This window comes from Wolbachia endosymbiont of Drosophila mauritiana (genome assembly GCF_004795975.1).
Classification (GTDB): domain Bacteria; phylum Pseudomonadota; class Alphaproteobacteria; order Rickettsiales; family Anaplasmataceae; genus Wolbachia.
In genome coordinates this window covers 1,113,090-1,135,786 of record NZ_CP034335.1, presented here as the reverse complement: position 1 = coordinate 1,135,786, position 22,697 = coordinate 1,113,090, and the positions used below count along the sequence as shown (strand labels likewise).

Genomic DNA, 22,697 nt, shown 5'->3' with positions numbered 1-22,697 from the left:
GGGCATTGGGATGACAACGAAGGGGCTGCTTGAATGGTTGAAGGGAAAGTGCTGGAATGAAAGGAGTGTTAGATAAAGCTACTTGTATAACTGTTGCACATCCATAAACTCCTTCTCGTCTTGAACGCTAATGGTAGTGTGAGTGTTGAAAGGTAAAGGGTCATTTGTATGTCCATGGCCTACCCCTTTTATTGTAAATACAGGAAAGTTAACACTTTTTGCAAACCTTTCTTTTACAACTTCAACAAGATTATCATTATAACAGTTAATAAAGTCTCCAAAGATTACTGCATCTACTCCATCAAAAATATGAGCTTGTTTTAGGTGATCTAGACTGCGCTCAATTGAATATGGATAAACTTTTATGTCTTCTAAAAATAGAATTTTGTTTTTTGCGTTTATTTGCCAAGCAGTTCCTATGCTATTTTCAACCAAAGTCATATTACCACCGATGATTTTAGACTCTAATCTGCCATTTTTTAGTCTAACTCCATTATTTATCATCTTTAAGTTGTCAAATCTGATAGAGTTGCGTTGGTTAAGAATTAATTCTTTTAATTTTTCAACAGAGCTTTCAGCAACAGAGTTATTTACTATCATCTCTAACATGGTGCCGTGAAGGGTTTGCCAGTCATATTGAACCTGTAGATAGATATGTAAAGCAGTGATGTCACTATAGCCTATAAGAATTTTCTTATTTTTGCTTTGAGCAATTCTTTCTTTTTTATCATTGGGTAACTTTTCTAGATAGAGAATTAGCCGAGAAGCCCCTTCTCCTCCTCTGATACACCAAATTATTTTGCTATCATCAGTGAGCGCATTAACCAAATCATTCGCTCTAAACTCATCAGAGTTAGAATAAAATGGGTTGTCATTACTGTATATTTTCTCCGAAATGTGAGGATTAAAACCCAAAGTTTTTACGTATTCTCTTATAGTAGGCAGATCTGATTCTTTTCCTTTCGAAGAAGGAGCAATAATATCAACTTGATTGATTGTGTGTGCAGGATTAGTGAGTAAAAGGCATAGAAAATAAAGAATAAAGGAATACATTAAAATATCTTATGAAACTCTTGCTTTAATATATCATCTAATTCGCAAAGAGAAACTTTTACTCCTAGTTTTTCCATTGATGTAACGCCGTAATCTTTTAGTCCACAAGGAATAATACCCTCATAGTGGGAAAGGTTTGGAGAGACATTAAGTGCTATGCCATGATAAGTTACCCATTTTCTCAAGCGAATGCCAAAAGCTGCTATTTTTTCTTCTACTCCGTTGTTGTTCACCCAAATGCCTATTCTATCTTCCTTAAATTCCCCAAGTATATTAAAGTGTTTTAAAACATTTATGATCCAATTACTTAGGTCTCTGATATATAGCTTGATGTCACATTTGTTTCTTTTTTTAAGATTTAGCATTAAATATATAATGTGCTGCCCTGGTCCGTGATATGTATATTTACCACCCCTACCTGTTTTATATATAGGAAATAATTTTTCAATAATGTCATCATCTGTTGCACCGATTCCTGCAGTATAAAGTGGAGGGTGCTGGAGCAGCCATACTAGCTCGTCAGATAAATTATTGTAAATTTGTTGAATTTTTGCTTCCATGAATTTCACAGAATGGTTATAATCAGTAAATTGGTTAGAGATTAGCCATTCTGTCATATTCAATTTTTTTTAGGTCTATCAATGTCATTCCAGTACTTGACACTGGAATCCAGAAATTTAATTGTAGATAGCACACTGAACTGGTAAGCATAGTTGCTTTACGCTAAAAAGAACGTCTTTGACTAGATTGTATGAAAAATTGGATCCCAGTGTCAAGCACTGGGATGACAGGTGGAGAAGGCACTGAGGTTCCAGTTCTGGTAGCACTCACAGCTTTGTCATTCCAGCGCGTGACGCTGAAATCTATATTTCTTTTTTTTCTAGACGCCAGTGTCAGCTACTTGGATGACATCATTCTTAATGAAGCAAATCATTAACATCTCATATTAATGAGATCGCAATTTCAATCTTTTAACACATTCGATTTTTCAGGAGGCACATATGAATTTTAACATTTTTCAAAGAAAGAAAAGTAGTGAATACTCTGCTTTGCAACTAATGATGGAACCAAGTTGGAGTAGGCGCGATTATGCAAGTTTTGCCGAGGAAGGCTACATAAAAAATGTCATTGCCTTTCGAGCAATTAATATGATCGCAAGTGCTGCATCTTCGGTACCTTTTACTCTCTGCCAGCTTACTGATCAGGGAAAGTCACAACTAAAAACACATCCTTTACTAAAATTACTTTATTCTCCTAATCCAATGACATCAAAATCGGAATTTATTGAGGGGATTGTGACTTATCGATTAGTTAACGGCAATTCTTATGTATTGATGATTGAGGCGCAGAACAAACCAACAGAGCTTTATCTTCTGCGCCCCGATAGAGTTGAAATTATTCCAGGAAGAAATAACGTTCCTTATGTCTATCGTTATACCGTAAATAACAACAGTTATGACTTTAGAGTTGATAAATTGACTGGGCGTTCAACAGTACTGCATCTTAAAACCTTTAACCCTTTGAATGATTGGTATGGACTATCACCAATTGAGGCAGCTGCATATAGTATAGATCAGCATAATCAGGCTGGTGCTTGGAATCAGGCAATGCTGCAAAATGGAGCAAGACCAAGTGGTGCAATAGTTGTAAAATCAGAAAAGGATGGAAGTGGTGGAAACTTAAGTCAAGAGCAGTACCAACGCTTAAAAGGACAGATAAATGATCATTACTCAGGTCCTGTCAATGCTGGAAGACCTATATTGCTTGAAGGGGGCCTAGAGTGGAAGGAAATGAGTTTATCACCGAGGGATATGGATTTTATTGAGTCAAAACATAGCTCAGCTCGTGATATTGCGCTAGCTTTTGGCGTTCCGCCGCAGTTGCTTGGCATACCAGGTGATAACACTTACAGTAATTTAGTTGAAGCACGTCTTTCCCTTTGAGAACAGACAGTCTTACCGACTCTAGAAAATATTATTTGTCACCTAAATTCTTGGCTAGTGCCCAAGTTTGGCAAAGATTTATGTTTGTCATATGATAAAGACGTGGTAGAAATTCTAATGGAAAAAAGGCAAAAGATGTGGAAATACGTGGAAAACGCAAGCTTCATGACGCTCAATGAAAAAAGAGAAGCTTTTGGCTTGCAACCTTTACCCGGTGGTGATAAGCTGGGTTGATATTATTCTTTTTACATATTAAATTAATTACAATGAAATTGTGGAGTAAATTATGAATGAGAGGGAACAAAGAGAATTGGATGAATTATTAATGAATTCTTCTAAAGGAGAGAATATACAGCAGATTACGGAGTTGATAGAAGCTGGAGCCAATATTAATGCAGTGAAAATTGAGCAAAAGGAGACTCCTTTACATATTGCAATTAGGTATGGTCATAAGGAAGTAGCAGAATTTCTGCTTAATGAAGGGGCAAATATTAATGCATTAGAAAGGCGAAAGTGGACTCCTTTACATACTGCAGTTAAAAGTGGCAAGATGGAGGTAGCAGAATTGCTGCTTGATAGAGGAGCAAATGTTAATGCAGTAGATAATCTGGATATGACTCCTTTACATTTTGCACTTAAGTATAATCGGGAGGAATTAGTAAGGTTGCTGCTTGATAGAGGAGCAAATGTTAATTCAGTAGACAAGAAAGGAAGGACCCCTTTATCTATTGTAGCTAGTGATGATTACCAAATAGGGTATTGCGATAAACCGATGGTAGTAAGAACTATAATTGCATATGCTGTGGTACATAGTGGTATCACAACGAAACCAGAGTGTATTGTCAAAAATATTGAATTGTCCAAATTTTGGGATGATTATCAGAATGAGATGATGAACATCAAGCTTAATAACAGCAATATATCATTATATCAGTTTCTGCGAGAGAATGATGAGAATAAATTAGCAGGTTATTTGTCTGATAGAGAATATGATGAAATAAGGTGTTCTGACAAATTGGAATGTATATCAGAATTTCCTGAACACGCTGATAAGATAGTAAGCCAATTTGATAAGTCATTGGCCAGAAGGGATTTGTTAGATAAAAGTAGAGCAGCTATAGAGAATTCTAATTTGCAGGTGTTATGTCAAGTTTTTAACGAAATAACTTATCACTTAACAGATAAAGAGTTAAAGAACATTATAGAGGCATTTCCAAGTCAGAATTTGGATAATCCAAGTGCTGAACAACTGCAGGGAGCTAGCCAGGTTAGGCATAGGTTCAGTTGATCTACGTGTATTATGAAAAAGGAAACTTTTACCGTTACCAGGTGTTGATGCGTTGAATTGATATTTATATAGTGTAGATATTTATACTAAGCTGTAATAAAATGGGGGTATTTTATGTATCAAGAACAAGAAAATTCAGTAAGTAATTATCGATTTAATCTTCCTCATATGGAATTATCGTTGAGAGGCAAACAAGATGCTAATCCAACAGACAATGATGGTCTTGTCCCTTTACATTATGCTGCTTACGGAAATCGCTTAGAGGAAATGAAATTATTGCTTAAAAACGGAGCAAATGTTAATGCAGTGGACAATTATGGTTTTACTCCTTTACATTATGCTGCTTGCGGAAATTGTAAAGAGGAGGTGGAATTATTGCTTAAAAACGGAGCAGATATTGATGTAAGAAATCGTTTCGGTGCTACTCCTCTATATTTAGCTGTTCAGGGAGGCCATAAGAATGTGGTAAAATTATTGCTTAAAAACGGAGCAAATGTTAATATAGTAGATAATTCTAGCAAGACTGTTTTACATTTATCTGTTTTCAAAGGCTACACAGAGATAACGAGGTTATTGCTTGGAGATATAGAGAGTCCAAGTACAAGCTGCAGTGACATAAGAATTGAAGAGTTGCAAGTAATTAGTCAGTCTTATTGTTAATAAAACACAAATGAACTTGAGGTAGATGAAGCTTACTGCCTCCTAAATTGTATCTGAATAGATATAAAAGAGTTGACTATTTTTCTTGCCAATTAAAAGTGGTAAAGATTTGATCTACGTCAAAACTCATCTTAGGACTCCAAATAGGGCCATCTAAGTGTGCCTCGATATAAAGAGGGCTGTTATGGTTTGGTAGTATGAAAAAAAGTCTGAATATAGAATTTAAGGAGAAGTTAGATAAGATTAAATTAGAAGAGATAGAACCTGATGCTTGATCGATACTAAACTGTGAACTAGTTGAACATATACCATTTTTGATACTTACTTTTCCATTAATATTTTCAAAAAGCGTACTGCCATTATATATATCAACGTAAGCAAGCTTGGAAATTTCAGGTTTATTCTTACTGCTTAACAACTTAGTGATGAATGAATTAAAATCCACATTTGTAAACTCTATTTTCTGTGCTTGAAAGTTTACATTTCCTGATAAGTTACTAGCCCAATCATTAAAGCTTGTCCCTTGAGTTTTGATTTCACCACTTAAGCTTATCTTACCATTTATGTTATTAACTCCTATAACTTCCTTGGTGTCCAAATTTGCAATAGAAAATTTTGTGTGAATTGAGCCTGCTTTTAGATAACCCTGAAAAAACATTTGTCCATGTTCTAGTATGTAACTTATCTGTTTGATGGTGATAGTGTTGTTTCTTATCACTGTATCCAAGTTAAAATCTTTTAAGACGTTTTGCCCAATTTTAAATTCTGTAGTTTTGATTTGCACGTTTGCATCAAAATCTCCTTTCTCATCTAAAAAATTAAGCTGCTTTGTTGACCATTGAATTTGATTTATTTCATTTTTTGAGTTTCTTTTTACCTCTAATAGTTTTGGTAATTTAAAGATATTTCCATTAAATTTATTACCTGTAAGGTTTACGTCTAATAAAGGCTTAGTGTATTTTTGATCCACTAATATTTTTACACTACCGGTAATGTCGAAATCTTCTCCGAATAACTTTATTTTGTCTGCAACTAGCTTGTTCTCTTGTATTTTTAATGAAAAATCCAAATCTTCAATTTTTGTACCATTGAATATAGAATCTTTAACACTAGTTCTTATATTTACATCATACTTAAGGTTTTTCAGCCATTGCACTTTGCTGAATAATGAATAATCATATTTATCTATATTAATGTTATATATGCTAAATTTGCTATCGATCATATTGTGTTTTTTTGTGTGATTTACCTTAATTGATCCTTGCCAAGATTCTTTGTTATTTAGCAATCTGATATCTGAAAGAGATAATATTCTAGGTGCTAAATATAGTTTAGAACTTGCTGTAAATTGACTTTTCTCTCTTTCTTGCATCTTGATAGAAGGTAAAATATGTGAGATGAACGACTCACCCTTTATCAATATATCACCATTAAATTCAGACAAGTTGCCATTGTTTGAAACTTTTCCTGATAAGCGAGATATATTATTGGTTCCAGGAAATTGAAGAAGAGTATCAACTTTTATTTCGCCATTAGCAAATTTTAGCGTAGCATGAAATTTGTCCAATATCCTGTTTTGATATTGAATATTTGAAGCTTCCATATTAAAATCCAAGCTCAGGTTCTTTGGCACAACCTCTCTAAAAGATTCTAAAAGACCCTTCATATCTGTTGTTTTGTGTGAGCCGTTTTTTAGGTCGACTTTACTAAAACTAATATTGATATTAGTATGATCACTTTTTCTATCATTTTGTATTATACCAGTGCCTTGCATGCTTTTGGACTCAATTTTTAAATCAGTTGCCGTAAACTCGCTTTCATTGAGATTGATATTGGATGATATCTCAATATTTTCGCTGGGAATCACATAAGAAAGGAAGCTAAGATTAATGATTTTTGCCAAGTCGCTCATAGAATCAGAATTATTATTAATCGTCAATACTAAATTGCCCTTGAGCTCTTCTTGATTTCTATTACCTTTAAATAGCAAATTTGCAAAATTTGAATCAACACTAATGTGTACATTATTTTTTGTTACATTAACCTTTCCAGAAAAATCGTAATTGTTGTCACCAATCTGTACTTCACCAAAAAACTGCTTATTTTTTTTTATAGCAACTTCCTTGATGTTAATAGTATCGGCGCCAAAACTTATTTGGCTGTCCTTTATTAATATATCAACTGTATTATCATTGGCTTTCGTATTCATAATATTAAGTAAATTTTCTTTGTTGCTTTTCATGCCCAAAAATGAGATTGACTTTGGTTGCAATGAAAATGAAAACAACGATAATAGCGATGGCCTTATTTCAATTTTTTTTGCACTAATTAAATCTGATAATTTTTGCTCCTTGTTTTTGTTGTATTGTACATATACATTGTGAATAGTAAGTTTTGGAGTAATGAGCGAAACTTCAATTTTTCCTCCAACATGTACTTTAGCATCATACGTCTTCTCTAACTCTTTTACGATATATTCTCTGTAGCCACTCCAATCCTTAAAAGTTGCAGCAACGTGCATGAGAATTAATAGAAACAAGATTGATGATATGGCGTATAAAGAAAGTTTCATAATAGACCTCTCATTCCAGCATCCCTTCTCTTCTTGTCATCCCAGTGCTTGACACTGGGATCCAGGAAATTTGATTATACATTAAGTTAATTAGCAAAAAAGTAGCTATTCTTATGTTAAAACACAGCATTTTTACATGAGAAGCTGGTCTGATGAGCACTGGGTTCCTAGTGGAAATTGCTCTCAAACCACAACACTCATACAGTTGTGTGTGTGATACTGTGATCCAGTGTGACTTAAATAAGGTTTTCCAGATTATATAATCAACAAAATTTCTGGATCCCAGTGTCAAGCACTGGGATGACAGGAATAGGTTATGGGATGAAAGGAGTGGATATTGGAATAGTAGCTGAAATGACATATAGCAATACAAAGGGTGTAATTTATACATATTTCAAATTATTCAAATTTCCTCTAAAAATTAGGTAAAGAGTGCTAGAATAAATAATAACACTCAAAGCTATTAAAGTTACTAAATAAACAATACGAGCTAGCCCTCTATCGAAAAACAACCCTGCTGATAAGTAATTAGAGAGATAAAGAACTATTGACATAACCAATGTTGCAGTGAGTATTTTTACAATATTTAGTAATAATGCTTGGCTAATCTTATACATCTTATTTACTGTTAAATAATTAATCAATAAAATAGAATTTATCCAAGTGGAAATGGAAGTAGCAATAGCAATTCCTATATGTTGGTATTTGTTCATTAATAGGAGATTTAGTATTACATTAATTCCAAGGCACGTTAATGAGAACATAGTTGGTATTTTTAGCTTTCCCCTAGCAAAGAATGTGGGTAGCAATACTTTATTTATAATAAATGCGGGTAAAGAAAGAGAAAATGCTACTAATGTAGGAATAGTTTGCTGCACTGCATAATAATCAAATCGGCCGTAAGAAAAAAGCGTAAGTAAAATTATGTCAGGAATAATGATAAAAGCAGCAGTTATTGGCATAATTAATATTAACCCTATATTAAGGGCCTTGTTCTGTATTTTGACTATATTCTCAGTATCATTTATTCGTTTTGAAATCAGAGGAAGAAGTACTGTACCAATTGCAGTGCCAATTACTCCTTGCGGTAGTTGATTTAGTCTATCGGCATAATATATATAAGAAACTGCATTTGGTATAAAACTCGCCATGATTGTGTCGATCCATAAGCTTATTTGAGTTACACAGTTGTTGATAATTGCAGGTATTACACGCTTGAAAAACAACTTCACTTCGTTACTTAATTCTAAACTAAAAGAAAAGAAAGCCTTTAATTTGTATGCACTAAATATTATTAAAAGTAGCTGCAAAATCCCTCCAATCAGGACGGCTATAGAAAGGTTATGAGCCGGTGTTTCAATGTAAGGTAAAAACAAACTGATGATTAAACAGAGGTTCAAAATGATTGGTGAAATAGCTGTTGAAGCAAAATGCTGTTTTACTTGCAACATTCCACCAATAAGTGATGCGATTGACACGAAGATTATGTAGGGCATCATAATTTTCGACAAAGTTACAGTAAAGGTAAATTTATTTTGGTCAAATCCAGGAGTGAAGATTTTGATCATGTAAGGGAAGAAGGTTTGTGTGATAAGGCAAAAAATTACTAGAATAATAAACGTAATGGATATTACACTACTTGCGAAATTAAATGCCTTTTTATTATCATATGACTCTGCAGAGTATAATGGTATGAATGAGGTAGTAAATGCTCCCTCTGCAAAAAACGATCGAAATAAATTAGCAAAGCGAAACGAGGAAAAGAATATATCTGCAAGAGAGGTTGCACCAATAACCGTAGCAATCAATACATCTCTTATTAGCCCTGAGATTCTTGAAATAGCTGTAAAAAAACTAAATGTGAAAATACTTTTAAACATATCACGGTGTCAATACGATTGAGTATAATGATAAAAGCATAAATGAAAATATTTAAAACCCTCTGCAAAAGGAGGTAGCTTAAATAATCAATTGACTATTTGTGCTCGTATGTTAAAAATCTTATATCTTGGCGGGCGTAGCTCAGTTGGTAGAGCGTCAGTTTGTGGTACTGAATGTCGCCAGTTCAATCCTGGTCGCTCGCCCCACTAAAAATTTCCACTTTACATAAATATAAACATTAGATATTTTTGCACAGCCGTTAGCATTCCTTGTTGCTCTAGTATTTAGATGGCGGAGGGGAAGTTTGCGATTTAGAGTAAAAATGATGCCTATTAATTAGTGAGAGGGATTGTATGTATATTTGTTTGTTAGCTTATAGTATAGTGTCAGCACTAGGAGTATTAGCTTGGTGGTTAAGTCTTGACACTTCATCACCTTTAGCCATAGGTGGAATTGCTGGTTGTATAGCTCCAGCATTGATTGCGGTTTTTCACTTAGGATGTTTGTTATATAAGTTTTGCAAAAGAGATCCTGTTGGGGAAAAGCATGAAAAAGCAGCAAATTTTTTGAGTTTGATGGTATCTACAAGCTCTTCAATTGGAGTGATACTTGCTGAAAACATAGCTGCTATTTTTCCTAATCCAAGAGTAGGATTTACATTAATACATGGAATGATAGGGCTGATAGCACCGATTTTAGGGCTTTTTCCAACTGTAGCTATAATGTATTGTGCAGATAAAACAGCAATTACACCTGCAGTAAGTGCAATTTCGATTACAGATTCTACATATGTCAAAGTATCTCACGAAGAAGTAGATGAATGTATTACCTTTCCGGAAGAAGAAGTTAATAAAAGTATCATCTTTCCCAAAGTTGAAAAAGTTTTTTCTGCGAGAGAGACGGCAGTTTGAGCTAAGTTAGTGTGCAATGTTGTAATCTGTAAAATTTGACATCAATCACTGATAGTTGGAATATTATAGAGTAGGAATTACTCAAGAAGATGAATAAGTACGACGTAGTGGTAGTAGGTGGTGGTCATGCCGGGTGTGAAGCAGCTACAGCTGCAGCTCGCCTTGGTGCAAACACACTACTTATAACTCACAAAATTTCAACTATAGGAGAGATGTCTTGTAATCCAGCAATTGGAGGAGTTGCAAAGGGTGTTGTAGTTAGAGAAGTAGACGCCCTTGATGGAATAATGGGGAGAGCTATCGACCGAGCAAGCATACACTCGGTCGTTTTAAATGGCAGCAGAGGTGCAGCGGTATGGGGCCCACGTGCACAGGCAGACCGAAAATTATACAAAAAAGCAATACAGGAAATTATTCTAAATTATAACAACTTGACAGTAAAAGAAGAGTCAGTTGACGATTTTCTTATCGAAAGTGATAGCAATGGAGAATCTTATATAAAAGCTGTAATAACAGACTCAGGTGAACGTATACTGACAATCAGAGTTGTTTTGACTACAGGGACTTTTTTACGTGGTGTGATTCATATAGGAGAGCAAACAACTCCTTCTGGAAGAATGGGAGATAAACCTGCAATAGAGCTTGCAAACACGCTAAAGAAGTATGATTTTAAACTGGGTAGATTACGTACCGGAACTCCACCGAGGCTTGATCGTGTCACTATAAACTTGTCAGTATTACAAGAACAAATGGGTGACAATCCACCTACACCATTTTCTTATCTTACAGAGAAAATTAACCAGCCTCAGGTTTCATGTTTTATTACTCATACTAATGAACATACACACAGAGTAATTCGAGAGAATCTTCACAGATCAGCTTCTTCATATTTAGATAACGTTATTGCACCAAGATACTGCCCATCAATTGAAACTAAAGTTAAAAAATTTGCAGAAAAAAATAATCACCAAATATTTCTAGAACCAGAAGGGATTGATGATAACACTATATATCCAAATGGAATTTCAAATTCATTGCCCATCGAAGTGCAGTATGAAATGATAAAGAGTATAAAAGGGCTTGAAAATGCAGAAATATTAAGACCTGGATATGCAGTTGAATACGATTATATCGATCCACGAGAGCTATTTCATACTCTCGAAACTAAGAAAGTTAAAGGACTATATTTTGCTGGTCAAATTAATGGTACCACTGGATATGAAGAAGCAGCCGGTCAGGGAATTATTGCCGGAATCAATGCAGCACTCTCTTTATCTCAAAAAAGTTTTGTTCTTCATCGTACGGATTCATATATCGGTGTAATGATAGACGACTTGGTCACTAAGGGAATTGCTGAGCCTTACAGATTATTCACCTCGCGTGCAGAATATAGACTGGCAATCAGGTCAGATAATGCAGATAGAAGATTAACACAAAAAGGTTATGATATTTTCCTTGTATCGCATGAGAGATACTCTGTTTTGCAGAATAAACTTAAGTCTATTAAGCAACTTGAGGAGAAATTGGAGAGCCTAACAATTACTCCTGAGCAGCTCAGGTTCTATGGTGTTAAAATATCTTATGATGGAATAAGAAAAACAGCACTAGATTTACTCGGTTATCCAAATATCGATTGGAATAAATTACGAGAAATATGGCCGGAGTTAAACAATGTTATGTGTTGGAATGACAAAACGGAATGCTGGAATGACATCACGATGGTCAGCACAGCTAAAAATGAAATATGTGAAGCAGTTGCAATTGAAGCAAAATATAAGCCTTATCTAGTAAGACAAGAAGCAGATATGAGGTTTTTACAAGAGGAAGTTAGCACTCAAATTCCAACTAATTTCAACTACTCACAGATTAAAGGTCTGTCCAGTGAAGTAATAGAGAAGTTGCAAGCAATAAAGCCAGCAACAATTGGTATTGCTAAGCAAATACAAGGCATAACTCCAGCAGCGATAGTTAGCATATTAGTGTACCTTAGGAATAAGAAAACGAAAATAGCTGCTAATTCTGCGTAAGGTACTCCATGTCAAAAATCGAAGAATTTCGCTCTTTTATGCACGAAATAAATGTTGATGCATTTATGTTGCATACTAAAGACGAGTATTTAAATGAATATTCAAAAGAGTTAACGGAGTTATGTGGCTTCACAGGAACAAATGGGCTACTTATTGTTACAAAAACTAACAGTTGCCCATTTTTTACAGATGGACGCTATATTACACAAGCTCGCAGTCAGCTCGATCAAAACAATTTTCAAGTATATAATATACAAGAAGAGGATCCACACAGGTGGGTAAAAGCAAACTTAACATTGACTACCTCACTGGGTTATTATTCAAGATATTTTACTGTAAAAGAGATAAGGAAATATGAAAGCATTTGTAAATTAGTGCCGTACTTAATTGAAAAAGAAGGTAGTCATAAAACACAAACAATAGTCTCGCATACATCTGGTGAGAGTAGTAAGAGTAAATGCGAAAGAGTTGCTAAAAGCATAGAAGCTGAAGCAGTACTTCTGACTGATCCAAATTCAATTTCATGGCTGCTAAATTTAAGAAATGAAAGTGCTGAATATACTCCCTGTATATGGGGTCGTGCTATATTATACAAAAGTGGTAATGTTGATTTGTTTGTTCAAGATAAACAACATTCAACCATACAAGCGGATTTAGATAATAATGTTAGTATTTTTGATATTTGTGAATTGGAAAGCTCTCTGTGTAAGCTAAGTTCAATGATGATAGATCCAAGCACAACTCCAATGAGCATTATGAATGCAATAGATCCCTTGTATAACCATTATTTAAATGAAAAATCAGCTTCGGTGTCATTCCAGTGCTTGACCAGAAATAAAAAAGCATGGATCCCGGTGTCAAGCACTGGAATGACAATAGGTAATGAAAAAGGTCTAATAGAAAATAAGCAGATAATTGAGAAAGAAGATCCTTGTTTGATTCATAAAGCAATAAAAAATCAAATTGAAATAACTGGAGCTATAAGTGCGCACATCAAAGATGGAGTAGCAGTTACAAATTTTCTATATCGGCTTATTGGCAATGAAATTACTGAGCTCGAAGCTGAAGCAAAGATTTTAGAATATAGAAGAAAGCAGGATTTGTTTAAGCAACCGAGTTTTCCAACGATTTCCGCATTTAATGAAAATGGAGCAATTATTCATTATCGTGCAAGCAGTAAGACAAATAAAGCTATTAAAAAAGATGGACTATATTTGATCGATTCTGGTGGTCAGTATCTTGATGGTACAACTGACGTTACAAGAACTATAGCAATTGGCAATCCAACCAATGAGCAACGAGCTCACTACACAATAGTACTAAAAGCTCACATTGCGATAGCAAGTTCGGTCTTTCCCCCTGGCACTACTGGTGGAGAATTGGACATATTAGCGCGTATACATTTATGGAAATTTGGAATGGATTACATGCACGGTACAGGGCATGGAGTGGGGAGTTACCTTTCGGTACATGAAGGACCGCAAGCAATATCAAAGGGAAATAAAGTGGAACTCATGCCAGGTATGATACTTTCTAACGAACCTGGCTATTACATTCCAGGAAAATATGGAATAAGAATTGAGAATCTGATGTATGTTGAAAAGCAAGAAAACGGCTTCTTAAACTTTAAACAACTGACTTCCATTCCATATGATAAAAAGCTAATAGATGTGCAAATGCTTACTGAAGATGAAATTAAATGGATAAATAGCTATCACCAATTTGTTTATAAAAATATAGAAAATGGCATAAAAGACAAGGAATGGTTAAAGAGAGTATGTGAAGCTTTAAAATAGTTAATTTGTCATTTAATCAAGTATTAATATAGTTGTTCTTGTATTGTTAAAAACAATATATAATATTAGTTTCAAGTAGGTGTAATTATGACAGATAAAGTACAAGATGATGAATTTATGAAGCAGTACATGGATACTTGCAAAGAGCAAATAGAAAAATTGACAAGCGACCCTAATTTGCTTCAACAGACCTTAAAGCCATTCATGCAAATGTCTCAGCAACTTATGGCTGGTGGTATGCTAGAAGGAAATATGCCTAGCATGATACCTGATATGGGTGGTATGGATATCAACAAGATGATTGCTCAGATGAAGGAAATGTATGATTACATAAAGAGTAATCACAAAGAGCTCATGAGAAAAGATGCTTCACAAATTCAAGAGCTTGATGATTCCAGCAGAAGATTGAGAGGCTTGGTCAAGAAATTGATAGAGAAAGTTGAAGCTAAGTAGTATTTATTCATATCAAAGAGCTATAGCAGTAGTGAGGTCTTGTTTCTCAAATTTAGTATTACCGTAAAATTAAATATAAACATAAAGGGATGAAGAGATGATTGAACTTAAGAGCCAAGAAATTTGTCCAAATGGAAATAAGAAAAATTTGATTATTTTTTTTCATGGTTGGGGTTCAAGTGGCGATAATTTCGTTCATCTTGCTAAAGTTATGGGCAAGTTTTTGCCTGATTCATATTTAGTAATTCCCAATGCTCCGTTTAAGAGAGAAATAGGTGATGGTTATCAGTGGTTTAGTTTAGAAGATCGTAGTGAGGAAGCACTATATAATGGGGTGAAAAATGCTGCATCAATTGTAAATCATTTTATTGATGCAAAATTAAAGGAGCTTAATTTAAAAGATATGCAGCTTTCTTTAGTTGGATTTTCTCAAGGGGCAATGCTTGCAATGCATGTAGCTCTTACCCGACTTCAGTCTTGTGCATCAGTTGTTGCATACTCTGGTAGGTTTCTTTCACCTTCAAAAACTGCACCGGAGATCAAATCAAAACCCAGCATATGTGTTATTCATGGTGATGCTGATGACATGGTACCTTTTTCTTCCCTTGATTTAGCGGTTAAAGCTCTGAAAGAAAATGGAGTAAACGCTCAAGGATACCCAATTCATGGATTAGGGCATATTATTAATGAAGAGGGAATAAAGTTAGGGGTTGAATTTATCAAGAAGAATTTTAAAAATTAATTTTCATGCACTTGTTTTGCTTTGGCTATGGATATGTAGCTAAATTTTTATCGCAAAAATTACTAAATTTAGGTTGGAAAGTTAGCGGTACATCAAGAAATAAAGATATACAACTTTTTAATTATGAAAAGGTCGACCAAGATCTACTTAAAAGCGTAACGCATGTTTTAGTTTCTATTCCTCCAGACGGTGATGATGTTATGGAGAGATACGGTCATTGTCTGGAGAATATTAAATGGCTTGGTTATCTGTCTGCAACTAATGTTTATGGTGAACACTGTGGTAATTGGGTGAATGAGGAATCTGAAACAAAGCCTATAGAAATTAGAGGAAAAAAGCGCCTTAAGTCCGAAGAAAAGTGGCTAAATAGCAAATTGCCTGTACATATTTTCCGGTTGGCTGGGATATATGGTCCTGGTAGAAATGCGCTAATTGACCTGCAGCTTGGCAAAGCAAGAAATGTGAAAAAAAAATTTTCTCGTATTCATGTTGAAGATATATCGAATGTTTTATTTTCTTCCATGCAAAATATAAAGCCTTATGAGATATACAATTGTGCAGATGATTTACCTGCTACGCAATCTGAAGTGGTCACTTATGCAGCCGAGCTTCTCAATATTAGCCCTCCAGAGCCAGTTGAGATTTCTTCTGTACCAAATTACGCACGGGGTTTTTATTTAGGGTCAAAAAAAGTAAGCAATACTAAAATTAAAAAAGATCTTGGTGTCTCTCTAGTTTATCCTGATTACAAGGTGGGTTTAAAGAGTTTGTATATATTAGAATAGAGAAAATTAGATTGCCAGATGCAAAAAATTTTTCTTGAATGTTCCTTGTTTTGATGTAATACCACTAGGCATACTATTATATAGAGGTAAATATGTTCAGCACTCAATCGCTCTCGGTTGAAAATATTCTATTACATCAAGCCGCTTATAATGGTAACATAAATGAAGTTAGGTTATTACTTAATGTAAAAACTGATATCAATATCAAGGATAAAAAAGGATTTACAGCCTTGCATTTTGCTGCTTATTCAGGACATTTAGACGTAGTAAAGTTACTAATCAGTAAAGAAGCTAATATTCATGCAAGAACTACTAAAGGCAGTACAGTTTTACACTTTGCTGTTGTAGCTAAAAGCAAAGCTATAGTAGAGGAGTTAATTAAAGCGGGAGCTGATCCCAATATAAAAGACTGTACTGATGGTAAGACACCTTTACATATTGCTGCTCAAAATGGACTTGTAGAAGTTGTAAAGGTGTTGCTTAATACTCAAGAAATTGAGATTGATGCTATAAAGACAATGAATTTGGTATAACAGCTCTGTACTTAGCCTCTCAGAACGGACATACTGAAATAGTTGAACTATTAATTAGCACAAAAAATGCTGATGTTAACATAGTAGATAAAAAAAATAATGTCACACCCTTGTATCTAGCTGCTCAGAATGGGCATGAAGCAGTAGTTAAGTTGCTTCTTGATAATGGTGCTAAAGTCAATGGCTGTGATACCAGTATGAATCCTTTGTGTGTAGCTGTTAATAATGGCCATGACGAGGTAGCTCAATTATTACTTAGTGTAGAAGGGGTGGATGTCAATATTGGCAATCAGCTTGGCAATACACCTCTACATATAGCAGCTATGAAAGGTAATGAAAAAATGGCAAGATTACTGCTAGAAAAAGGTGCTGATCCTAATATTAAAAACCTTTCAGGAGATAATTCCTTACAAGCTGCTGAGTACGTAAGAAACATTAGCTGGCATGATAATCCTCCAAATGTACAAGGAGGATACTTCGTGTTAGTTGGCTCGAATAGAATATATTCATTTCAGCAATTTTATGAGCAAAAAAAAATTATGGAGCTTTTGGTACAATATATAAAGGATAGCAGACCTAGCTCATCAGTAGATGAAATTGACGTATCTGTTCAGCAGAGTGGCAAAATAAGATAGATGAGAAAACTAGTTTGTGACATTGGCGTCCAGTTAAATTTACATGGATTCCAGTGTCACGCACTGGAATGACATCTTCAATGTTCTGTACAGCTGTGCGTTATGCACTGGGATGACATTATGGGAACTGAGATACAAGAAAAGAAACACTGGTTTCACATGCATCTGAACAGATACTCTCAGTGATGTAAATTCAACTTTACCCCATTTGCAACCATCAGGGTCCTTTGACTATAATCCTAACAATTCTTTTCTAATTTCTTCTTTAATTGTATCAATAATCTTTTGATCAAGTTTATTTATTAAGGAATCATCAATACCTGTGATGTCATCTGGATTTTGTATCATTTTTTCAATAGCATCATCTATTTTTTTTACTCTTTCTTTATTAATTTCATCAAATATAGGTTTAATTTTCACATAACCAGGAGCGCCCTTGCTATAACTTTTGCTGCTTTCGTTGATACAACCACCAGCACCATATGTTTTATTCACGTAGTTTTTACTACATTTTGTTACATCTTTATACCCAATCTCACCATTTTCTATATATGCTATTTTATTATCTTTACTAGAGTTTAGCTTTTCCCCTTTCTTAATTTCTTCTTTTAATTTTAAACTTTCTTCATGAATTATTGTATCTTTGTAATACCTTCCCCCATAGATTCTGTGTGTACCTCCACCTGCAACAGTAATTAAATCTTTACAAATTGTTTCTGAAAGGTCTCTGCACATTTTTATTAAAGTAGGTCCCCCATCCTTGTTAGATATATGATTTTCTTGTCCACTACCTCCTTCTGTTACTTTTACTTTAATGTATGGATAGCTAGGGTTGACTCTCAGTTTAGCTTTAATGTAATCACCTGGCGTTCCTGGTCTATTTTCTGTAGACTGAGCTTTATCAGCTATATGACCAGCTTCACCACCTCCCCATGCTTCTATTTCAACGTAATCATACATTGACAGATCATCTGTATAGCCATCTCCAAGCTCATAAAGTTTTTGATCCCTGTTTTCAATAATCTGCTTCTTATGTTTCAATTGTGCTATTATTATTTCACGCAATCTCTTTTTTAAACCGTCTAAATCGAACCTGCATAATTTATCAGCGAAAAAGACTTCTGTTCTATTTGCTTTAATTGGATTATCTAACTTCGTTACAACGCCACTTTCATCTTGTAAAACTCTTAAGTAAAAAGGCTTATTATCCTTGCCTATATACTGTGTTGAGCGACTACACACTCCATCAAAGCAGAGGCAACCATCATCACCATGATTACAATTTTTTTCTTCATATTTTCCATCTGTTAACTCATATACTATTTTGCATTTGTCACAATTTTGTTTTGTATCTACCTCTTTATCCTCTTTTGCCATGCAATTATCTCTAGGCTTATTTTCAGCAGGAATGGAAATATATCCTTTTTTATTGAATATTATTTCATCTAGTGCATCTTGTGGCTTTGCTAAAACCTCAATTGTTTCGTTACAGGGAAAATAATAAGATTGATTTGATTCTTTCGAGTAAACAGTATTGTGTTTATCATAGCTTGCTCCTACTGACTTCAGTGATATTAGCTCACTTCCTTTTTTAAGAACAAGCTCTTCTGGTTCCGGCTGCCAACCAGAAAGGCAGAGCATTTTACTTTTAGGATTTTCTTTATATTTTATTTCTACTTTTGAATATCCTGAGCCATCTAGTTTGCACTTACCATTCTGAAGCTCTTTACATTCTGTTTCAACATCAGGAACGTATCCATACTTTTTGAGAACTTCAAATTGCGAATTATTTTTTAATACACCTTCTATTATGTTATCGATATCACTTTTTCTATTACCCTTATTGGTTGTTTTTTCTACTATTGCTGGCTTTACTACTATTAAAGGCAGATGGCCAATGTATGTAGGAGAATTTTTATTAACATAAAAAGTACAGATGCCATTACTGTGAGTTCCACGTGCGTCATAAGTACAAACGTTCTCACTTATCTTCATTTTTACTTTTAGCGTATTTTCGCCTTTACCCTCATTAGGCTTTGGTATGCTCACTTCTTCAATCTTTGGAGCAGGTGGCGCTGGGAAGCAGCGAGCAGGAAATTGTAATTTTCTTTTGGACTCTTCTCTCTCAGTACCATAATATTCAGTGCAGAGCTGACCTTTTTTTCTATAAGTATTAAAGTGATGGTGGGTATCTTTATCTGGAATAGAGTATGTAGCACTTTGAATGTTTTTATTACTTGAAATAACGCGTGGAAAAGGTAGCTCTCTTCTTTCTTTCAGCTCACCAATAATGACTCCAACTCTTGGATGAAAGTAATCATTGTCTTCATTTGTTATAGGGACAATTCTAACTTGTGGTGGTGACATCGCAAGTTGTTCACAAAATGGAGGTGGGCCAGGTGCAAGTTGTACAGGGGCACACTTTACCTTTGTTTGATAGCATGTATCACAAGCTTTTTCCATCTCTCCAAGACGAAAAATATTTTCCCCAGAAAATACTCTAGAGCCCCATGAAGAAATTCCTGACATACAAGCACCCTTTTGGCTACAAGCGCATATCTTAGGAGAATTAGCAAATTTTACTTTTTCTTCATCAGTAACACCATCTACCCATTCCCATCCAAGACCTTGAGCAATTTCTCCTCCAGCCTTTGTTTTATCTCCTTCCCAATCGATAAAAGCTGCTGCAGAAATTCCAGCTCCTGTACTCTGCGTTCCATATATCTTGCGGCAGAATGTTCCACTGGATAATATATAACAGTTGTCGTTCCCTTCGTAATCGCAGACCTTAATTTTTGGATCGAAGTAACCTCCTACTCCTTGATCTTTCACCATTGTTACTTTGATTTCTTTTAATAGATGAGGATCAAAATTCAGGCTACCCCACTTGCCAGTAAAGAAGTTCCAAAAGCCTTTACCTACTTTACTTGCATTTGCCTCAATATCAGTATTACTTTCCACAAAACGCGGACAATCAGCATATCCTTGATAAGAAAGACAAAATATCAAGGAGAATATCAATAAAAAATTAAGCTTTACATTTTTCATAGAACACCGGTAACCACTTACTCACTTTCTCGCCTTTTTCCTTCATCGCCTCATACATATACTTTATAGTCTCTTTATTAGCTGAAAGTACATGTATTTCTTTTATATTCTTCAAATCTAGATTTAAAGTTACTAAACCTTTGTATTGCTTTATCAAAAATAAACCTTCCTGTGTTGGTGTTTGCAAAATGACATTCAGTTCCTCTTTCGACAGAGAAAATGCTTTCATGTATAACCTGTTTGCATTTATGTTCGGCATCAGGATCCTCGTATCGACATGCTTATCTAAATATTGAGTAAACTTGCTAGCAAATGCTAGGTTTAAGTTTTCAGTACTTAGAATTACTACAACATTTAACTTTGTCATTCTTTGCATCCAGTCGTCAAACTCTCCCTCTGTAGGAAAAATATTACTTATCTCCCATGCTTCATCCAAAACAAGTATTGCAGGTGAGCCATCACATTTTGCTTCGAAAGAGTATAAGAAATAGTAAAGTATCACGGACATACATTCTTTTTGCTTAGTGAGATTTGCAGTATTGAGGGATATAGTTTTTGTTCCCCAGTCAATATCTGACTCATCACCATCTTGGAATAAGTAAGCAAATTCACCTTCACCACACCATTTACTTATTTTGCCTCCAAGAAGTAAAAGCACTTCAGAAATTTGAGAAATAGAGCGTGATTCTCTTGGTATAGTAAATATAGAATCTACAATTTTTTTTGTCTTTTCTTCTATGTCTACCAAACTTGCATCTGCAACCATCCTTTTGATCAATTCAACAAGCATATTGCGATTAGAAGCACTATCTTCAATGTTCAGTGGGTTAAATTTTAGACTTTTATCTTTATATTTTGGACCAATTATGTAATATTGGCCGCTTACTGCTTTAGTAAATATTATTGATTTTCCAGTATTATCCAATATAACAATCCTAGGGTTAAATTTTCTTGATTCCGAAAGTAAGAAATTGATCAGTGAGGTTCTACCTGAATTTGGAGCTCCAAGTATTGTGGTATGACCATTATTTTTCTTTCCATGAAAGTTAAAAAAGTAAGGACTGCCTTTTTTTGAAAAAAAAACTGTTACTGCTTCTTTCCATCTTCCTCCTTTTAACGTACCTGATGTAAAATCATGCAACATAGCAAAGCTGCAAGCATATTTTTCTAATATATTTTTTGGTTGTGTAACAAAAGCAAAGTTTCCAGGAAGCTGTGCCCAAAAATGATTTTCCATGTGCAGATCAGTTCTAAACATCATCAACCCGATTAACGACATTACAGAGGATAAATCGCTGATATTTTTAGCTAACCTATTCTTATCATCTGCAAAGATTGTAACAATAATTTTCTGTTGACAAAAATCCATAGCAGAAATTTTTTCAAGCTCTATTATTTCATTTATTCCTGAGTTTTGAAGTAAGGTATTGTCCTCACTGATTTGCAGTATATTAATTTGTTTTTTGAATTCTTTTACTGCTTTATTATTACTAGTAAATATTATTATTTCTGTGATGATAAGCTCAGAGTCAAGTTGCAAACACCTATCTATATTTTCTAAGGGGATTTCTCGATATTCCTTTATGCAAAAAATAGAACCAAACTTCTGTTGACCTTCAAACGATGTTTGAAATTTATTGAAACCGAAAGCTACTTTTAGGTTTTTCACATGCTGCGATAGATCCCTTTCACATATCGGATAATCTTTGTGCGTTAATGTAATAATGTAATGGAGAAATTCCATCATTTGAGAATATATTTTGCCTTCACTAGACCTAAGGCCCAGTTTTTTAGCTCCAAAAGGTTCTAAATCTTTTTGAATCAGGTCAGTTATTTTTTGTAATTCTTGATGATTTTTTTGTAAAAATAACTTGTGCCTATTCTTTATCCTGCCAAAAAAAAATGCATTATTAATATGTTTGCCAAAATCACTAAGTAACACCACAATGTATAGCTCATTTATATACTGTAGTTTACTATCAACTAGTTTATTAAACCATGTTGAGTGTAGCTGATCGGAAAAGTCTGCAGTTTTATTCCACTGTAAGATCAGTTTATTGCGCTTACGGACAGTGTGAATCCAAACGGTAAAATATAAACTCTTGATATTTTTTGATATACTTTTTCTAATTTCAGTTCTAAGATCACCATAGTTATCAACTGAAGAATAGTCTTCTAATTTGATTATTTTTAACAATTCCCCCTGTTTTGTTAGTATAGTTTCTTCATCGTAGTGGCAAGCATAAGGGATAAAATCTAAATTAATACTTTCTAGTAACGCTAAATTGTTCTTTTTTTCAGAATTAGAGCTAGTAGCTGGTATTTTTGGTTGCATACAATATCATGCGTATTCAATAAAAAGATAATAAA

At 34.4% G+C, this 22,697-nt stretch carries 15 protein-coding genes, 1 tRNA gene and 3 pseudogenes; 13 read left to right on the top strand and 6 right to left on the bottom strand.

Features of this window, described 5'->3' with window-relative positions; translation table 11 throughout:
- Nucleotides 1-78 precede the first annotated feature (78 nt).
- On the bottom strand, nt 79-1,053 hold the full coding sequence (locus EJB00_RS05385) for an LD-carboxypeptidase (RefSeq protein WP_135352991.1): 975 nt from the start codon (nt 1,051-1,053) through the stop codon (nt 79-81).
- Complete coding sequence (gene lipB / locus EJB00_RS05380) at nt 1,053-1,670, bottom strand: lipoyl(octanoyl) transferase LipB (protein WP_135352992.1); 618 nt, start codon at nt 1,668-1,670, stop codon at nt 1,053-1,055. Before lipB ends, EJB00_RS05385 begins: the two co-directional genes overlap by 1 nt.
- A gap of 384 nt (nt 1,671-2,054) precedes the next feature.
- Between lipB and EJB00_RS05370 the strand changes: the two are divergent.
- The 3 genes and pseudogenes from EJB00_RS05370 to EJB00_RS05360 all read left to right on the top strand — a co-directional run bounded on the left by EJB00_RS05370 (nt 2,055) and on the right by EJB00_RS05360 (nt 4,944).
- Nucleotides 2,055-3,230: pseudogene (locus EJB00_RS05370) on the top strand (phage portal protein).
- 52 nt (nt 3,231-3,282) lie between these two features.
- Entirely contained in the window at nt 3,283-4,284 is a 1,002-nt protein-coding gene (locus EJB00_RS05365) for an ankyrin repeat domain-containing protein (protein WP_015587942.1), read from the top strand.
- A gap of 114 nt (nt 4,285-4,398) precedes the next feature.
- On the top strand, nt 4,399-4,944 hold the full coding sequence (locus tag EJB00_RS05360; RefSeq protein WP_015587941.1) for an ankyrin repeat domain-containing protein: 546 nt from the start codon (nt 4,399-4,401) through the stop codon (nt 4,942-4,944).
- Between the two features lie 42 nt (nt 4,945-4,986).
- On the opposite strand, the pseudogene EJB00_RS05355 reads toward EJB00_RS05360, so the two are convergent.
- Nucleotides 4,987-7,516, bottom strand: a pseudogene (locus EJB00_RS05355) (AsmA family protein).
- Nucleotides 7,517-7,899: 383 nt separating this feature from the next.
- Complete coding sequence (gene murJ, locus EJB00_RS05345) at nt 7,900-9,396, bottom strand: murein biosynthesis integral membrane protein MurJ (protein WP_015587938.1); 1,497 nt, start codon at nt 9,394-9,396, stop codon at nt 7,900-7,902.
- A gap of 131 nt (nt 9,397-9,527) precedes the next feature.
- Here murJ and EJB00_RS05340 point away from each other — a divergent pair.
- The 10 genes and pseudogenes from EJB00_RS05340 to EJB00_RS06555 all read left to right on the top strand — a co-directional run bounded on the left by EJB00_RS05340 (nt 9,528) and on the right by EJB00_RS06555 (nt 17,279).
- Nucleotides 9,528-9,603 (top strand) — tRNA-His (locus EJB00_RS05340).
- 147 nt (nt 9,604-9,750) lie between these two features.
- Nucleotides 9,751-10,308 carry a hypothetical protein gene (locus tag EJB00_RS05335; RefSeq protein ID WP_135352993.1) on the top strand — a complete coding sequence of 186 codons (558 nt, stop codon included), beginning with the start codon at nt 9,751-9,753 and terminating at the stop codon, nt 10,306-10,308.
- Between the two features lie 89 nt (nt 10,309-10,397).
- The gene (gene mnmG, locus EJB00_RS05330; protein ID WP_135352994.1) at nt 10,398-12,335 is read left to right on the top strand and encodes a tRNA uridine-5-carboxymethylaminomethyl(34) synthesis enzyme MnmG; all 1,938 of its coding nucleotides are present in this window, start codon (nt 10,398-10,400) and stop codon (nt 12,333-12,335) included.
- An 8-nt stretch (nt 12,336-12,343) separates the two neighbouring features.
- Nucleotides 12,344-14,131, top strand: a complete 1,788-nt coding sequence (locus EJB00_RS05325; RefSeq protein WP_135352995.1) for an aminopeptidase P family protein — start codon at nt 12,344-12,346, stop codon at nt 14,129-14,131.
- Between the two features lie 87 nt (nt 14,132-14,218).
- The gene (locus EJB00_RS05320; protein ID WP_015587934.1) at nt 14,219-14,584 is read left to right on the top strand and encodes a hypothetical protein; all 366 of its coding nucleotides are present in this window, start codon (nt 14,219-14,221) and stop codon (nt 14,582-14,584) included.
- Between the two features lie 97 nt (nt 14,585-14,681).
- A complete protein-coding gene (locus EJB00_RS05315; protein WP_015587933.1) occupies nt 14,682-15,326 on the top strand; it encodes an alpha/beta hydrolase in 645 nt (214 codons plus the stop codon).
- Between the two features lie 5 nt (nt 15,327-15,331).
- On the top strand, nt 15,332-16,111 hold the full coding sequence (locus EJB00_RS05310; protein WP_015587932.1) for an SDR family oxidoreductase: 780 nt from the start codon (nt 15,332-15,334) through the stop codon (nt 16,109-16,111).
- Nucleotides 16,112-16,203: 92 nt separating this feature from the next.
- Nucleotides 16,204-16,644, top strand: coding sequence for an ankyrin repeat domain-containing protein (locus EJB00_RS06565; protein ID WP_251373689.1), 441 nt, complete (start codon nt 16,204-16,206; stop codon nt 16,642-16,644).
- Nucleotides 16,641-16,793: pseudogene (locus tag EJB00_RS06560) on the top strand (ankyrin repeat domain-containing protein); the annotation flags it as partial. The gene EJB00_RS06565 and the pseudogene EJB00_RS06560, both read left to right, overlap by 4 nt.
- Before the next feature lie 3 nt (nt 16,794-16,796).
- Nucleotides 16,797-17,279 carry an ankyrin repeat domain-containing protein gene (locus EJB00_RS06555; RefSeq protein WP_255324777.1) on the top strand — a complete coding sequence of 161 codons (483 nt, stop codon included), beginning with the start codon at nt 16,797-16,799 and terminating at the stop codon, nt 17,277-17,279.
- 231 nt (nt 17,280-17,510) lie between these two features.
- Here the strand turns inward: EJB00_RS06555 and EJB00_RS05300 are convergent, their stop codons facing one another.
- Together EJB00_RS05300 and EJB00_RS05295 are read right to left on the bottom strand one after the other, a co-directional pair.
- Entirely contained in the window at nt 17,511-20,327 is a 2,817-nt protein-coding gene (locus EJB00_RS05300; RefSeq protein ID WP_135352996.1) for a hypothetical protein, read from the bottom strand.
- On the bottom strand, nt 20,308-22,662 hold the full coding sequence (locus EJB00_RS05295) for a VirB4 family type IV secretion/conjugal transfer ATPase (protein ID WP_135352997.1): 2,355 nt from the start codon (nt 22,660-22,662) through the stop codon (nt 20,308-20,310). Before EJB00_RS05295 ends, EJB00_RS05300 begins: the two co-directional genes overlap by 20 nt.
- Between the last annotated feature and the right edge of the window lie 35 nt (nt 22,663-22,697).

Excerpts from the sequence above, each read along its gene's own strand:
- EJB00_RS05385 (WP_135352991.1), bottom strand. The coding sequence starts at position 1,053 with ATGTATTCCTTTATTCTTTATTTTCTATGCCTTTTACTCACTAATCCT.
- lipB (WP_135352992.1), bottom strand. The coding sequence starts at position 1,670 with ATGACAGAATGGCTAATCTCTAACCAATTTACTGATTATAACCATTCT.
- EJB00_RS05365 (WP_015587942.1), top strand. The coding sequence starts at position 3,283 with ATGAATGAGAGGGAACAAAGAGAATTGGATGAATTATTAATGAATTCT.
- EJB00_RS05360 (WP_015587941.1), top strand. The coding sequence starts at position 4,399 with ATGTATCAAGAACAAGAAAATTCAGTAAGTAATTATCGATTTAATCTT.
- murJ (WP_015587938.1), bottom strand. The coding sequence starts at position 9,396 with ATGTTTAAAAGTATTTTCACATTTAGTTTTTTTACAGCTATTTCAAGA.
- EJB00_RS05335 (WP_135352993.1), top strand. The coding sequence starts at position 9,751 with ATGTATATTTGTTTGTTAGCTTATAGTATAGTGTCAGCACTAGGAGTA.
- mnmG (WP_135352994.1), top strand. The coding sequence starts at position 10,398 with ATGAATAAGTACGACGTAGTGGTAGTAGGTGGTGGTCATGCCGGGTGT.
- EJB00_RS05325 (WP_135352995.1), top strand. The coding sequence starts at position 12,344 with ATGTCAAAAATCGAAGAATTTCGCTCTTTTATGCACGAAATAAATGTT.
- EJB00_RS05320 (WP_015587934.1), top strand. The coding sequence starts at position 14,219 with ATGACAGATAAAGTACAAGATGATGAATTTATGAAGCAGTACATGGAT.
- EJB00_RS05315 (WP_015587933.1), top strand. The coding sequence starts at position 14,682 with ATGATTGAACTTAAGAGCCAAGAAATTTGTCCAAATGGAAATAAGAAA.
- EJB00_RS05310 (WP_015587932.1), top strand. The coding sequence starts at position 15,332 with ATGCACTTGTTTTGCTTTGGCTATGGATATGTAGCTAAATTTTTATCG.
- EJB00_RS06565 (WP_251373689.1), top strand. The coding sequence starts at position 16,204 with ATGTTCAGCACTCAATCGCTCTCGGTTGAAAATATTCTATTACATCAA.
- EJB00_RS05300 (WP_135352996.1), bottom strand. The coding sequence starts at position 20,327 with ATGAAAAATGTAAAGCTTAATTTTTTATTGATATTCTCCTTGATATTT.
- EJB00_RS05295 (WP_135352997.1), bottom strand. The coding sequence starts at position 22,662 with ATGCAACCAAAAATACCAGCTACTAGCTCTAATTCTGAAAAAAAGAAC.